This window comes from Pectobacterium quasiaquaticum (assembly GCF_014946775.2).
Classification (GTDB): Bacteria; Pseudomonadota; Gammaproteobacteria; order Enterobacterales; family Enterobacteriaceae; genus Pectobacterium; species Pectobacterium aquaticum.
Map to the genome: position 1 here is coordinate 3,705,751 of NZ_CP065177.1, position 14,691 is coordinate 3,720,441.

A 14,691-nucleotide genomic window follows, 5' to 3' on the forward strand; every position below is an offset into this window, starting at 1 on the left:
TATTTCTGGTTACTGTTCTTTTGCTGATCAATGTCTTATTGCTGACCAACTCGTTGCCGATCACCGTGTTGTGGTTGATCACCATGTTGTTGATCAAGCAAGGCAGGAGCCCAACCTATCGCGGCCCCGCTGTCATACCGCAAATCCACATGGCTGATACGTTTGTTTTCGCTCTGAGCCTGCCGCTGCAACAGCGGATACAGCTCGATAAAGCGTTGCAGACGTTTGGCCCTATCGTCCCGCCCTAACTCAAGGCGAGTATCATCGTCTAATCCTAGTTGCCACGAATGCCGCGCACTCATCGCCACCATTTTTAACGTAAACTTCGCGGCGGCTAGCGTCTGATTCATTGCACGATAGCCTTCCAGAACTTCTGCCTCACTGCCTTCCGGACCATACAGCAATGGCATCTTACGATTGCCAATACGTTCGGCAGGTACACTGAACGAATTTCCTTCTGCATCAACCATTAGCTGATCATTCCAACGCGCTACCGGAACATACTCAACCAAATGAATCTTTAATTCGTCCGGCCACTGCTTACGTACACTAGCCTGTTTTATCCACGACAGACGCTCGATCTGCTGCTGGATCACGTTCACATCCTGTGTCATGAACGTTCCCGGCGACCCCAACGACAAAATCGCCTGACGGATATCGTCGTTGGTGGTGTACTGCCTTTCCCCTGTCACTGCCATGCGGGAGAGCGGTAAGCGGCTGGCGTCTTTCATCCACCCCACAACCATCCAACTTCCCCAAACGATCGTCCCTATCACCATCAGCAGGAAAATCATCCCTGCCAGTTGGCCTCCATTACTGCGACGTGTTCCTTTCGTTTCAGGCTCTCGTCCGCGTGTATTCAGCGCTGCCTGCGACATATCAGCCAGCAAGCCCTAAAATTTTCACGACCAGTTGTGAGAAAGTCAGCCCGCGTTGGCGCGCCGCCATAGGAACCAGACTGTGGCTCGTCATACCTGGAGACGTATTCACTTCAAGTAGATAGAAGGCGCCGTCGCTATCCAGCATAAAATCGACGCGCCCCCACCCACTACAATCCACCGCACGATAAGCCGCCATTGCCAGTCCCGCTAACGCCTGCTCTTGCTCGTCCGGCAAACCACTCGGACAGAAATACTGCGTATCATCCGATAGATATTTCGCTTCATAATCGTAAAACGTACCCGCAGGCTGAATACGAATAGAAGGCAACACGTCATCACCTAGAATAGCAACCGTATACTCTGGGCCACTCAGCCATTTCTCGACCAGAACATCATCGTCGTGACGGAATGCTTCTTCCAGTGCCGCAGGCAGCTCGCTAAGCGTATTCACTTTGCTCATGCCAACGCTGGAACCTTCACGGCTTGGCTTGACGATCAACGGCAATCCGAGATGGGTGAACTTCGCCAACAAGGCGTTTGCCGCCGTTTCTGAATATTGGCGACGATCCAGCGCCACGTATGGCGATACAGGCAATCCCACCGTTTGCCACACCTGTTTGGTGCGGAGTTTATCCATCGTTAGTGCGGATGCCATGACACCGCTGCCAGTATAAGGCAGCCCTAGGAATTCCAGAACGCCCTGCAATGTGCCGTCTTCACCACCACGCCCATGCAACGCGATGAAAACCTTGGTAAAGCCTTGTTCCTTTAACGTCGTCACAGAGACGTTACGGGTATCAACCGCATGTGCGTTGATGCCCGCTTCTTTCAGGCCAGCCAAAACCGCCTGACCGGAAAGTAACGACACTTCACGTTCGGCAGAGGTTCCACCAAGCAATACAGCAACTTTCTCAGTCATGATGTTCCTCATTCACTCATCTGCGGCTGTAATCTGGAATCAGCCAGTTTACGCGCCAATTTACCGATGTTGCCGGCACCCTGAACCAAAATCAGGTCTTCACCTCGCAGCGCCTGTGACAACAGTTCAGGTAAAGTATCCACATCCGTCACCAGAATCGGATCAATCTTACCTCTTCCACGAATCGTACGGCACAGCGAACGGCTGTCCGCGCCTGGAATCGGCGACTCTCCGGCGGAATACACATCCAACATCAGCAGCACGTCAACCTGTGATAGCACGTGCGCGAAATCATCATACAAATCGCGGGTTCGCGTATAGCGATGCGGCTGAAAAATCATGACCAACCGCTTATTCGGCCACCCAGCACGGGCAGCTTTAATCGTGGCGTCGACTTCCGTCGGATGGTGGCCGTAATCATCCACCAACATCGCCGTGCCGCTTTGCCCGTTAACCAACTCAAGCGGGTATTCACCGAGAAAATCAAAGCGACGGCCAGTGCCCTGAAAACGCTCAAGGGCGCGTAGAATCGCCTCATCATCAATCCCTTCATCGGTCGCCACAGCAACCGCCGCCGCCGCGTTGAGCGCATTGTGACGCCCCGGTGCATTCAGCGTAACGTTTAGCAGCGGTTTATCTTTCCGCTCCAGCGTAAAGTGCCCTTGCGCGCCAGTTTGGCGATACCCAGCAACACGCACATCAGCATCATCGCTAAAACCATACGTGGTGATATGACGACCTACACGCGGGAGCAACTCACGGATTACCGTATCATCAATACACATCACCGCTTGTCCGTAAAACGGCAGGTTGTGCAGGAAATTGATGAACGTCTGCTTCAGGTTCTCAAAATCGCCCTGATAGGTATCCATATGGTCGGCTTCAATGTTAGTCACAATCGCCACCATCGGCTGCAAATGCAGGAAAGACGCATCGCTTTCATCCGCTTCCGCAATCAGGTAGCGGCTTGAGCCCAAACGCGCATGCGTTCCTGCCGCCTTCACTAATCCGCCATTCACAAACGTCGGGTCTAACCCTGCTTCCGCGTAAATACTGGTGACCATCGCCGTTGTCGTCGTCTTACCGTGCGTACCCGCAATCGCAATACCGTGACGAAAACGCATCAGTTCCGCCAACATCTCAGCACGACGGATCACCGGAATACGAGCGTCATGTGCGGCGACAATCTCAGGGTTATCCGCAGTAATCGCACTCGACACCACCACCACGCTGGCGTTCAGAACATTCTCCGCACGGTGGTGGAAGTAAATCTGCGCGCCAAGTTCAGTCAACTGCTGCGTCACCGCATTTGGAGCCAGATCGGAACCGCTAATTTCATAACCTTCGTTGGCCAACACTTCAGCGATACCACCCATGCCAGCACCGCCGATGCCGACAAAGTGTATGTGTCGGACGCGATGCATCTCGGGCACGATTGAACGTAGTTTCGCCAGTTGTTGAGTATTCACTTTATTCTATCGCTACCTTGTAGCGTCGTCGCACAGCCTTATGTCCGACAACGTTGTATTAATTAACCATGAGCCACATGTGTGGCCCGACTGCCTGCCGCTGCACTGACTTCCGCCGCAACCCGGTCGGTTGCATCTGGAATGGCCACTGCGCGGGCTTTTTGTGCCATTGTCAGCAAGGTTGTGCGATCCCAACTGGATAGCACATCGCTAACAGCCGCCACGCTGAACTGTGGCTGCTCAATAATTTTTGCCGCACCTGCCTTTTCCAACGGCAGCGCATTCCAGTACTGCTGCCGATCTTTATGCTGGAACGGAACAAACAGTGCCGGTAGCCCCACCGCCGCAATTTCACTGACGGTTAATGCGCCGGAGCGGCACACCACCACATCCGCCCAGGCGTAAGCTGCCGCCATGTCATCAATAAATTCGGTAATCTTGTGCTGCGTCTGCCCAACATCCTGATAGGCCTGTTGAACGGTTGATAACGCCCCTTTACCAACCTGATGCCAAACCGTCACGCGATCGCCCAACTGTGCTGCAACGCCGGGTAGCGTTTGATTCAGCACTCTTGCGCCCTGACTCCCCCCCACAACCAGCACCCTCACAGGGCCTGAGCGATCGGCTAATCGTGTTTCTGGGGCAGGCAATGCCAGCACATCGGTTCTGACCGGATTCCCCACAACATCTGCGTTGGGAAACGCGCTCGGAAATGCCTGCAATACCTTTTTTGCGATATGGGATAACCAGCGGTTGGTCAGCCCTGCAATACCGTTCTGCTCATGCAGTACGACCGGAATGCCACACAGCCAGGCTGCCAAGCCGCCAGGGCCGGAAACGTAACCGCCCATACCCAGCACCACATCAGGCTGGTAGCGGCGCATAATCGCGCGAGCCTGAAGCACGGCCTGAAAAATACGAATCGGCGCACTTAACTGCGCCATAATACCTTTACCACGCAAGCCAGAAATGCGGATAAAATCAATTTCGATGCCATGCTTAGGCACCAAATCAGCTTCCATACGATCCGCCGTACCTAACCAGCGAACCTGCCAGCCCTGCGCCATCAGGTGGTGCGCAACCGCCAGCCCAGGGAAGACATGCCCACCCGTACCGCCAGCCATCACCATCAAACGCTTGCCTTCGCCACTCATCGGGCACCTCTCGTAAACGCCTGCGCTTTCGTCAGACGCGTTTCAAAATCAATGCGTAACAACAACACAATCGCCGTCGACATAATCAGCAAACTGGAACCGCCATAACTGATCAGCGGTAGCGTTAACCCTTTTGTCGGCAACATTCCCGCTGCCGCGCCAACATTTACCAGCGTCTGAAAGCTGAACCAAACGCCGATCGAACATGCCAGAAAGCCCGAAAAACGCTGATCGATCTCCAGCGCTCGCTTCCCGATAGACATCGCGCGAAAAGCGACGAAGAATATCATTAACAACGCTAAAACCACACCGATATAGCCGAGTTCTTCACCTAAAATGGAGAAAATGAAATCGGTATGCGCTTCTGGTAAATACTCCAGTTTCTGTACTGAATTTCCCAGCCCTTGTCCCCAGAATTCACCGCGTCCAAACGCCATCAGGGACTGCGTTAATTGGTAGCCATCGCCGAACGGATCGTCCCATGGATTCCAGAAAGACGTCACACGGCGCATACGGTAGGGTTCAGCCACAATCAGCAGGCCAACAGCAAACCCACCGGAACCAATGATCGCTAGAAACTGCCACATTTTGGCACCAGCCAGAAACAACATCGCCAGTGTCGTAATAAACAGAACAACCACGGTACCGAGGTCAGGCTGCGCCAGCAGCAGCACCGCCAACACCACCATCACACCCATCGGTTTGCAAAAGCCCCAGAAGTTATTTCGTACTTCTTCAACTTTTCTCACCATGTAGCTGGACAGGTAGCAAAACAGCGCCAGCTTGGATAATTCCGCAGGTTGGATGCGCAATGGCCCCAGCGAAATCCAACGTGATGCACCGTTCACCGAGCTTCCTACTGCGAGCACCACCAGCAGCATGACCATGGAGAGCAGTAGCAGCACCGGGCTGTAACGTTGCCATATCTCCATCGGGACACGCAGCGTGATTAACGACAAGCCAAATGCCAACCCCAGATAAATCGCATCACGCTTCGCGAACAAGAACGGATCACTAGCAAGCCGCTGCCCGACAGGCATAGAAGCCGACGTCACCATCACAAAACCAATCACGGCCAGCCCAAGTGTCAACCACACCAATGTTCTGTCATACAGAACAATGCTGAGCGTATCGCTTTCGCGCGTTCCCATCACCCAGCTCTTGATGCGCTCGATAAACGCCAGCCCGAAGAACCGCATCAGCCTAATTCCTCCGCCAAACGAGCGAATTCATCGCCTCGCTGTTCAAAACTGCGGAACTGATCCAGGCTGGCGCAGGCTGGCGACAACAGCACCATATCGCCCGGCTTAACGCGTTCGGCGATAACGCGCATTGCCTGTTCCATTGTTTCAGTCTGCTCGGCAATTTCCGGGCGCAACGCAGCCAACTGTTGCCCATCCTGGCCGAAGCAATACAAATGAATGTGCTCACCCTGCAAATACGGCACTAGCGGCGAGAAATCAGCAGATTTACCGTCACCGCCTAACAGCAGATGCAGCGTGCCTTCCACCGCTAAACCGCTCAATGCAGCCTCGGTGCTGCCCACATTGGTCGCTTTAGAGTCATTGATCCACCGCACGCCATTACGCTCAAAAGCCATTTGAAAGCGATGGGGCAATCCGGTAAATGACGTCAACGCCGTCAGCGCAGACGCACGTGGAATCTTCACTGCGTCAGCCAGCGCCAGCGCTGCCAACGCATTGGTATAATTGTGCTGCCCGACCAGCTTGATTTCACGGGTATTGAGCACACGTTCGCCGTCGACCCGCAGCCAGGTTTCGCCCTGCTGGCGGTTAAGATGGTAATCGCCAACATCGACGCCAAAACTGCGACAGCGCGCATCCGCACCGCGAACCGGCATGGTCAGCGCATCGTCGGCATTCACAACACACAACTCCGCGCGTTCATAAATACGCAATTTCGCCGCGCGATACTGCTGTAGACCAAACGGATAACGGTTGGTGTGATCTTCCGTCACGTTCAGAATGGTTGCCGCCGCGGCGTGCAGGCTACTCGTCGTTTCCAGTTGGAAACTCGACAGTTCCAGTACATACAGTTGAGCAGGCTGTTCAAGCAGTTGCAGTGCAGGTAGGCCGATGTTGCCACCCACCCCCACCAGCCAGCCTGCGGCACGCGCCATTTCACCGACCAGCGTCGTCACCGTGCTTTTACCGTTAGAACCGGTAATCGCCACAATCGGAGCCTGCGCTTCACGGCAGAACAGTTCGATATCGCCAACGATCTCAATGCCAGCGTCGGCAGCGTCACACAGAATCGGCGTCGCCAACGCAACACCGGGGCTGGCGACAATCAAATCAGCGTTCATCAACCAGTCTTCATTCAGGCTACCAAGGTGTCGTTCCACCTGCTCCGGCAGTTTATCCAAACCTGGCGGACTGATACGGGTATCCACTACGCGCGGTACGACATCGCGCGCGAGAAAGAAATCAACACAGGATAGCCCAGTCAGACCCAACCCGATAATGACGACTTTTTTACCCTGATAGTCCACCATGTCTTATCGTACCTTCAGCGTTGCCAGGCCAATCAGCACTAGCATCAACGAAATAATCCAGAAGCGCACAATCACGCGCGGTTCCGGCCAGCCTTTAAGTTCATAATGATGATGAATCGGCGCCATGCGGAAAATCCGCTGCCCACGCAACTTAAAGGACCCAACTTGTAAAATCACCGACAGCGTTTCGACTACGAAGACACCGCCCATAATCACTAACAAAAACTCCTGACGCAGCAGGACCGCGATAGTCCCCAGCGCGCCGCCCAGCGCCAGCGAGCCTACGTCCCCCATGAAGACCTGAGCCGGATAGGTGTTAAACCACAGAAACCCAAGCCCCGCGCCCACAATCGCGGTACAGACGATCACCAATTCACTGGCATGACGGATATACGGAATATGCAGGTAACCAGCAAAATTCATGTTCCCCGTTGCCCATGCTACCAATGCAAAGCCAGCGGCAACAAATACGGTCGGCATGATTGCCAAGCCATCCAGACCATCGGTCAGGTTTACCGCATTACTGGTGCCGACAATCACAAAGTAGGCCAGCGCAATATAGAGCAGGCCCAATTGCGGCATTACGTCTTTGAAAAATGGCACAACCAGCTGCGTGGCTGGCGTATCTTTGCCGATGGAATACATGGTGAAAGCCACCACAAGCGCAATCACTGACTGCCAGAAATATTTCCAGCGAGCAATCAACCCCTTGGTATCCTTACGGACCACTTTGCGGTAGTCATCAACAAAACCGACCGCGCCATAGCCAGCTAACACCAGCAGTACGCACCAGACATACGGGTTAGACAGATTCGCCCACATCAAAACGGAAACGATAATCGCCACCAGGATCATCACGCCGCCCATCGTCGGGGTACCGCGCTTACTGAAATGTGATTCTGGTCCTTCGTTACGCACAACCTGCCCAATCTGCAAACGCTGCAGCCAGGCGATCATATGTGGTCCCATCCATAGGGAAATAACCAATGCGGTCAGCAGGCTGACAATGGCGCGGAACGTCAAATAAGAAAAGACGTTAAAACCGGTATAAAGTTTGGCCAAATGTTCGGCCAGCCATACTAACATTGCGCATTCTCCTGTAATGCATGTACAACATGCTCCATCGCAGCACTGCGTGAGCCTTTGACCAATACGCTGATGACGTTATGTTGTGACATCAGCACCTTCAAACGTGAAACCAGCGCGGCTTTATCCTGAAAATGCTCACCATTGCCACTGGCAGTGCCGATCAATTCACTCAATGTTCCCACACTCAATACGCGATCAATGCCTGCAACACGCGCCGCTTCTCCCACTAGACGATGGCACTCGGGAGCGTCATCCCCCAGTTCGCCCATATCACCAACGACCATCACGCGGTAGCCCGGCATCTCCGCCAACACCTGTGCCGCCGCCGTCATTGAACCGACATTGGCGTTGTAGCTGTCATCCAGCAGCAGCTTGCCTTCAGACAAAGTTATCGGGAACAGTCGCCCCGGCACCGCCTGAAGCTGAGATAATCCGGCTTTAACGGCTTCCAGCGTCGCTCCGACGGACATCGCTAGCGAAGCCGCCGCCAGTGCGTTAGAAATGTTGTGTCGACCCGGTAAAGGCAGCAGAACCTGCGTTTCGCCAAACGGTGTATGCAGCGTGAAACGCGTGCCTTGCGCCAAAACGTCTACGTCGCTGGCAAAAAAATCGATATCGCAAGCAGCCTGCGGTGAGAAACGCCAGACGGTTTTATGATTCAGCATGACCTGCCAGTGCGGGAAATCGTTGCTGTCCGCATTCACGATCGCTACGCCGTCTGCTGGCAAACCAGAAAATATCTCACCTTTCGCCTGCGCCACACCGGCCAGTGAACCAAACCCTTCCAGATGCGCAGCAGCCAGATTGTTGACCAGCGCGCTTTCCGGCCGCACTAGATCGGTGGTATAGGCAATCTCACCAATGTGATTTGCCCCCAGCTCAATCACTGCGAACTGGTGTTCCGCCGTCAGACGCAACAGCGTTAGCGGTACACCGATATCATTGTTGAAGTTACCAGCGGTATACAACACGGAGCCACACTGGCGCAGAATCGCCGCCGTCATCTCTTTAACCGAGGTTTTGCCGGAAGAGCCTGTCAGGGCGACAACACGCGCCGTTGACTGCTGACGAACCCAAGCACCCAATTGACCCAGCGCCAGACGCGTATCGCTCACCAGCAGTTGCGGCACATTTAGAGGTAAGTGCTTACTGACTAACAGAGCCGCCGCACCGCCTTTCACTGCATCCGCAGCGTAATCATGCGCATCGAATTTCTCGCCTTTCAGCGCGATAAATAAACCGCCAGACGTCAGCTTACGCGTATCGGTTGAAACATCTTCAATATCAATACTTTCGCCAATCAACTGCGCATTCAGCACCGTGGCAAGCTGCTGCAAGGAGACGCGAATCATGCAATTACCCCCAGCAGGCGGGCAACGGTAATGCGATCGGAATAATCAAGACGCTGATTGCCAACCAGTTGGTAGTCTTCATGTCCTTTACCCGCAACCAGCACCACGTCATTTTCCTGCGCCTGCATAATTGCGCTAGTGACCGCTTCAGCCCGTCCGTGAATCACCTGAACGCGCCCAGCATCCAGCAGCCCAGAGAGAATATCGGCAACAATTGCCTGAGGCTCTTCACTGCGCGGGTTATCATCGGTCACCACAACGCGGTCGGCCAACTGTTCTGCGATGCCGCCCATAAGTGGGCGCTTACCTTTATCACGATCGCCACCACAGCCAAACACACACCAGAGTGTCCCCTGACAGTGCAGGCGTGCCGCTTCAAGCGCTTTTTCCAGCGCGTCTGGCGTGTGGGCGTAATCCACAACGACCGTTGGTTTTGCTTCAGCATGGAAAACTTCCATGCGGCCACATACCGGTTGCAGTTGAGAACCCGCGATAACCAATTTATCGAGCGGATAGCCCAGAGACAGCAGCGTTGCCAGCGCCAGCAGCATATTGCTGACGTTAAACGCGCCCATCAGGCGGCTTTCAATTTCGCCATGCCCCCAGCTTGAATCAAACGCAATCGTGGCGCCGTTATCGTGATAATCAATATGTGTCGCTTTCAGCCAGCGCCCACGGCAGCCGGGGACAAGATTGTTTTCCATAGTGACAGCAACCGCATCCGGCAGCTTCGCCAACCAGCGCAGCCCGACGTCGTCATCCGCGTTGATAATCATCTGCCCAACACGATGCTCGGAGAACAGCGCCCATTTCGCCGCTTCGTAGCTTTCCATATCGCCATGGTAATCAAGATGATCGCGGCTCAGGTTAGTGAACACCGCCGCCGCAAACGGCAGCGCTGCCACACGATGCTGCACCAGACCGTGGGAGGACACTTCCATTGCGGCGAAGGTCGCACCTTGCTCTACCAACTGGCTCAGCACCTGCTGAACATCGACAGCAGACCCTGTCGTATTCTCTGTCGGAATCGCCCGACCCAATAGGCCATTGCCTACCGTGCCCATCACCGCACTCGTTTCGCCTAATGCCTGGCTCCACTGCGCCAGAAGCTGAGTCGTCGTCGTTTTCCCGTTGGTTCCCGTTACGCCAATCAGCTGTAACGTTTCCGCAGGCTGCTGATAAAAACGGCCTGCCAGCGCGGAAAGCCGCTGGTTCAGATTGCTGAAATATACCACTGGCACACCATGCATTTCGCGAACGGTGCCATCAGCGGCTTCACCTTCTGCTTCGGCAACAATCGCTGCTACGCCTTGCGCAATTGCCTGCGGAATATAGCGCCGTCCATCTGCTTTGTGCCCGACAATCGCGACAAACAGATCCCCGGCAGCCGCAACGCGGCTGTCTAATGTCATTTCCCGCAGCGCGCACGCCGGAGTGTCTTGCACCCACGGCGCAAGTAAATCGCGCAAATTACGATCTGCCACCTGATCCCTCTTCTCTATTAATTACAAACTCGTTTTTGTCGCCTGTCGGCAACGCATCCGGTTCGATATTCATCGTACGCAGAACGCCGCCCATGATGGCGCCAAAGATTGGCGCAGAAACCGCGCCGCCGTAGTACTTCCCTGCCTGCGGATCGTTAATCACGACAACCAGAGCAAAACGTGGGTTACTGGCAGGTGCCACACCCGCCGTGTAGGCAATATATTTGTTGATGTACTTGCCATCTGGGCCAACTTTCTTGGCCGTACCGGTTTTAATCGCGATACGGTAACCTTTGATGGCCGCCTTGGTGCCGCCGCCGCCGGGCAGTGCCACGCTTTCCATCATATGCACCACGGAACGCACCAACGCCTCAGGGAAGACACGCTCGCCTGGAACGGGTGGATCAACTTTGGTAATCGACAACGGACGATAAATACCGAAACTGCCAATCGTGGCGTAGACTCGCGCTAACTGTAACGGTGTTACCATCAGCCCGTAGCCGAAAGAAAAGGTGGCCCTCTCTATGTCAGACCACCGTTGTTTTTGAGGGTATAAGCCACTGCTTTCTCCGACCAATCCCAAATTGGTCGCTTTTCCTAATCCAAAGCGCGCGTAAGTATCTACAAGCGCAGAGGAAGGCATCGCTAACGCCAGCTTAGACACGCCAACGTTACTCGACTTTTGAAGCACACCCGCCAGCGTCAATTCGCTGTAACGCGCCACGTCTTTGATCTCATGGCCATTCACGTAATAAGGTAGGGTGCTGAGCACACTGTTTTCTTTCACGACCCCGCGCTGTAGCGCCGTCATTACCACCATTGGTTTAACGGTAGAGCCGGGTTCGAAAATGTCGGTAATCGCTCGGTTACGCATAATGTCTTGCGGCGTACCCGCCAAATTGTTCGGGTTATAAGACGGGCTATTCGCCATCGCCAGCACTTCGCCCGTATTCACATCGACCAGTACGGCCGTTCCTGACTCAGCTTTGTTAAAAGCAACGGCGTTGTTGAGTTCGCGGTAAACCAGCGCCTGCAAACGCTCATCAATGCTAAGCGCCAGATTGTGTGCAGCCTGACTGTCAACAGAGGAGATATCTTCAATCACGCGGCCAAACCGGTCTTTACGCACGGTTCGTTCACCAGGTTGCCCGGTCAGCCAGCGGTCAAAACTTTTCTCAACGCCTTCAATGCCCTGTCCATCGATATTGGTGAAACCAATGAGGTGAGAAGTCACTTGCCCAGAAGGATAATACCGGCGAGATTCCTGCCGCAGATTAATACCCGGCAGCTTCAGCTTATGAATGTATTCGCCAATGGCTGGGTTCACCTGACGCGCGAGGTAAACAAAGCGGACTTTAGGGTTAGCATTGATCTTCGCTGCCAACTGATCCAACGGAATATCAAGCGCATCAGACAGTGCTTTCCAGCGCGTATCCAGCGTAATACCGCCACGATCGTTCACTTCTTTCGGATCGGCCCAGACGGCATTCACTGGCACGCTAACGGCCAAAGGACGGCCAGCACGATCGCTTATCATGCCGCGTGCCGTTGGTACTTCCTGTACGCGCAAAGAACGCATATCCCCTTCGCGTACCAGTTTATCTGGGTTGATGACCTGAAGATAAGCCGCACGCGCCATCAAGCCAACCATCGCAAGCAGAATACAGCCGCAAAGCAACGCAAAACGCCAGCTAACAAAGCTGGCTTGATCTTCCTGGCGCTTTAACTTTCCTGTACGGGCTGCTTTCATGCTTAGCTGGTTGCCTATTTAGTTCATTGCTTAACCACAATGTTTTCCTGTGACGGATCAACGTGCCCCATTTGCAGTTTTTCTGTCGCGATCCGCTCCACACGGCTATGATCCCCTAGTGAGTTTTCCTCCAGGATCAGGTTTCTCCATTCGATATCCAACGCATCACGTTCCAGCAGAAGCTGCTCGCGTTCGGCTGTTAGCAAGCGCGTCTTATGCGCCGTTGTGACCACAAAGATCGCAGAAACCAGCACGGCAACCATCAGCAACACTGGGAGCTTTGCATGACGCAGCAGATCCTCACCGATGACGCCGACCAGCGTATGCCGCTCGTTACCTATCACGCTGGCAGTCTCTCCGCGAAACGCAAAACAGAACTGCGCGCGCGTGGGTTTTCCGCCACTTCTGCTTCCGAAGGCATCAGTTTCTTGCCGACAGCTTTTAACGTCTGCCCGCCTTGGCTACGCAACTGCTCTTCCGTTAACGGCAGACCAACTGGCACCTGTGGCCCACGGCTCTGATGGCGAATAAACCGTTTCACAATCCGATCTTCTAACGAGTGAAAGCTGATCACCGACAGACGCCCCTGCGGAGCCAGTACGCTCAATGCACCTTCTAATGCACGTTCGATCTCTTCCAGTTCGCTATTGATATAAATGCGGATCGCCTGAAAACTGCGCGTTGCAGGATGCTTATGCTTTTCTCTAATCGGGCTAGCGGCAGCGATCAATTCGGCGAGTTCTTTTGTCCGCGTCATCGGGTCGAGACGATTACGTTCCACAATGGCGCGAGCAATACGCTTGGCAAAACGCTCTTCGCCGAACGTTTTCAAGACCCAGACAATGTCGTCAGCTTCCGCTTTCATCAGCCATTCAGCGGCGGACAAACCATGCGTCGGATCCATACGCATATCCAGCGGGCCATCGCGCATAAATGAAAACCCCCGTTCAGGGTCATCAAGCTGAGGAGAAGAAACGCCAAGATCGAGCAGAACGCCATCGATCTGACCGGTCAGCCCGAGTTCCGCAACATACTCCGCCATCGCGGAAAACGGCCCGTGAATAATAGAGAAACGAGGATCGTCAATCGCCTTGGCGGCTTCAATTGCCTGAGGATCGCGATCGATAGCTAACAGACGTCCTTCCGGCCCCAGTTGGGAAAGAATCAGACGAGAATGACCACCACGGCCAAATGTGCCATCGATGTATATGCCGCCGCTGCGAATGTTCAGGCCATTTACTGCCTCATCCAACAGGACGGTGGTATGTTTATAATTTTCCAGCATGGCTATAGCGATAGGTCCTGCAACCGCTCAGACAAAGGTTCCTGAGTCGATTGTTCAGCGTCAATATCATCCCTGACCTGTTGATACCAAGTCTGTTCATCCCACAGTTCAAACTTGTTGAACTGCCCGACTAGCATCACTTCTTTTTTGAGGTCCGCATGCTGCCTTAACGTATTCGCAATCAACAAACGCCCTGCACTATCCATTTGGCACTCGCTGGCATGCCCCAATAGCAAACGCTGAACACGACGTTCAGCAGGGTTCATGCTCGACAAGCGCGACAATTTTTGTTCAATAATTTCCCATTCAGGTAAGGGATAAAGCAGCAGGCAGGGCTGATGCAGGTCAATGGTGCAAACCATTTGACCTTGTGATTCCCCGTTCAGCATTTCCCGATATCGGGTAGGCACAGCAAGGCGCCCTTTACTGTCGAGGTTAACCAGCGTAGCTCCACGAAACATACCTGAGTTACCCCTCCATCACCTTTTTCACCACTTTACCCCACAAAATCCCACCTTTAAGAGTGTACGGAGGGTATGAAAACCTTGTCAAGCCAGAGCGGACGCGCTTTGGGATTATTCCTGAATGAATTGGGGCCGTCATAGAGGTAAAAGGAATAAGGAGTCAGAATTAACAAAGATTAACATCATGATAATTTGAGGAAAATCCATAGCAGAACGGGAATATTGCAAACATATAGCCACCAACTCCGGTATATCGATTATTTTTATTGTCACACGCTGATACCAAAGACAGCCGTTTTCAGAATAGTCTTACCAAGCCAAACACCCTG

The 14,691-nt window shown here is 53.8% G+C and carries 13 protein-coding genes; all 13 read right to left on the reverse strand.

The window, feature by feature from the left end:
* Positions 1 to 35 precede the first annotated feature (35 nt).
* Positions 36 to 878 carry a cell division protein FtsQ gene (gene ftsQ, locus IG609_RS16950; protein ID WP_102117355.1) on the reverse strand — a complete coding sequence of 281 codons (843 nt, stop codon included), beginning with the start codon at positions 876 to 878 and terminating at the stop codon, positions 36 to 38.
* 1 nt (position 879) lies between these two features.
* Entirely contained in the window at positions 880 to 1,800 is a 921-nt protein-coding gene (locus IG609_RS16955; protein ID WP_193398264.1) for a D-alanine--D-alanine ligase, read from the reverse strand.
* Positions 1,801 to 1,808: 8 nt separating this feature from the next.
* On the reverse strand, positions 1,809 to 3,269 hold the full coding sequence (gene murC / locus IG609_RS16960; protein WP_193398263.1) for a UDP-N-acetylmuramate--L-alanine ligase: 1,461 nt from the start codon (positions 3,267 to 3,269) through the stop codon (positions 1,809 to 1,811).
* 62 nt (positions 3,270 to 3,331) lie between these two features.
* Positions 3,332 to 4,423 carry an undecaprenyldiphospho-muramoylpentapeptide beta-N-acetylglucosaminyltransferase gene (murG, locus tag IG609_RS16965; protein WP_193398262.1) on the reverse strand — a complete coding sequence of 364 codons (1,092 nt, stop codon included), beginning with the start codon at positions 4,421 to 4,423 and terminating at the stop codon, positions 3,332 to 3,334.
* Positions 4,420 to 5,622 (reverse strand): cell division protein FtsW, encoded by a 1,203-nt coding sequence (gene ftsW, locus IG609_RS16970; RefSeq protein WP_102117359.1) that lies wholly within the window; start codon positions 5,620 to 5,622, stop codon positions 4,420 to 4,422. Before ftsW ends, murG begins: the two co-directional genes overlap by 4 nt.
* Positions 5,622 to 6,938 carry a UDP-N-acetylmuramoyl-L-alanine--D-glutamate ligase gene (gene murD, locus IG609_RS16975; RefSeq protein WP_193398261.1) on the reverse strand — a complete coding sequence of 439 codons (1,317 nt, stop codon included), beginning with the start codon at positions 6,936 to 6,938 and terminating at the stop codon, positions 5,622 to 5,624. The genes ftsW and murD overlap by 1 nt, the downstream gene beginning before the upstream one ends.
* Before the next feature lie 3 nt (positions 6,939 to 6,941).
* Entirely contained in the window at positions 6,942 to 8,024 is a 1,083-nt protein-coding gene (gene mraY / locus IG609_RS16980; RefSeq protein WP_193398260.1) for a phospho-N-acetylmuramoyl-pentapeptide-transferase, read from the reverse strand.
* A complete protein-coding gene (gene murF / locus IG609_RS16985; protein WP_193398259.1) occupies positions 8,018 to 9,379 on the reverse strand; it encodes a UDP-N-acetylmuramoyl-tripeptide--D-alanyl-D-alanine ligase in 1,362 nt (453 codons plus the stop codon). Before murF ends, mraY begins: the two co-directional genes overlap by 7 nt.
* The gene (gene murE, locus IG609_RS16990) at positions 9,376 to 10,863 is read right to left on the reverse strand and encodes a UDP-N-acetylmuramoyl-L-alanyl-D-glutamate--2,6-diaminopimelate ligase (protein ID WP_193398258.1); all 1,488 of its coding nucleotides are present in this window, start codon (positions 10,861 to 10,863) and stop codon (positions 9,376 to 9,378) included. Before murE ends, murF begins: the two co-directional genes overlap by 4 nt.
* Positions 10,850 to 12,613: a peptidoglycan glycosyltransferase FtsI gene (locus IG609_RS16995; protein WP_193398257.1), complete on the reverse strand. Its 1,764-nt coding sequence runs from the start codon at positions 12,611 to 12,613 to the stop codon at positions 10,850 to 10,852. The genes murE and IG609_RS16995 overlap by 14 nt, the downstream gene beginning before the upstream one ends.
* 23 nt (positions 12,614 to 12,636) lie before the next feature.
* Entirely contained in the window at positions 12,637 to 12,957 is a 321-nt protein-coding gene (gene ftsL / locus IG609_RS17000; RefSeq protein WP_102117364.1) for a cell division protein FtsL, read from the reverse strand.
* Positions 12,954 to 13,898, reverse strand: coding sequence for a 16S rRNA (cytosine(1402)-N(4))-methyltransferase RsmH (gene rsmH, locus IG609_RS17005; RefSeq protein WP_102117365.1), 945 nt, complete (start codon positions 13,896 to 13,898; stop codon positions 12,954 to 12,956). The genes ftsL and rsmH overlap by 4 nt, the downstream gene beginning before the upstream one ends.
* Positions 13,899 to 13,900: 2 nt before the next feature.
* The gene (mraZ, locus tag IG609_RS17010) at positions 13,901 to 14,359 is read right to left on the reverse strand and encodes a division/cell wall cluster transcriptional repressor MraZ (protein ID WP_010298042.1); all 459 of its coding nucleotides are present in this window, start codon (positions 14,357 to 14,359) and stop codon (positions 13,901 to 13,903) included.
* Between the last annotated feature and the right edge of the window lie 332 nt (positions 14,360 to 14,691).

Bases quoted from the DNA above. Each gene is read 5' to 3' on its own strand.
- ftsW (WP_102117359.1), bottom strand. From the start codon at position 5,622: ATGCGGTTCTTCGGGCTGGCGTTTATCGAGCGCATCAAGAGCTGGGTG.
- murD (WP_193398261.1), bottom strand. From the start codon at position 6,938: ATGGTGGACTATCAGGGTAAAAAAGTCGTCATTATCGGGTTGGGTCTG.
- murF (WP_193398259.1), bottom strand. From the start codon at position 9,379: ATGATTCGCGTCTCCTTGCAGCAGCTTGCCACGGTGCTGAATGCGCAG.
- IG609_RS16995 (WP_193398257.1), bottom strand. From the start codon at position 12,613: ATGAAAGCAGCCCGTACAGGAAAGTTAAAGCGCCAGGAAGATCAAGCC.
- IG609_RS16955 (WP_193398264.1), bottom strand. From the start codon at position 1,800: ATGACTGAGAAAGTTGCTGTATTGCTTGGTGGAACCTCTGCCGAACGT.
- ftsQ (WP_102117355.1), bottom strand. From the start codon at position 878: ATGTCGCAGGCAGCGCTGAATACACGCGGACGAGAGCCTGAAACGAAA.
- rsmH (WP_102117365.1), bottom strand. From the start codon at position 13,898: ATGCTGGAAAATTATAAACATACCACCGTCCTGTTGGATGAGGCAGTA.
- mraY (WP_193398260.1), bottom strand. From the start codon at position 8,024: ATGTTAGTATGGCTGGCCGAACATTTGGCCAAACTTTATACCGGTTTT.
- murG (WP_193398262.1), bottom strand. From the start codon at position 4,423: ATGAGTGGCGAAGGCAAGCGTTTGATGGTGATGGCTGGCGGTACGGGT.
- mraZ (WP_010298042.1), bottom strand. From the start codon at position 14,359: ATGTTTCGTGGAGCTACGCTGGTTAACCTCGACAGTAAAGGGCGCCTT.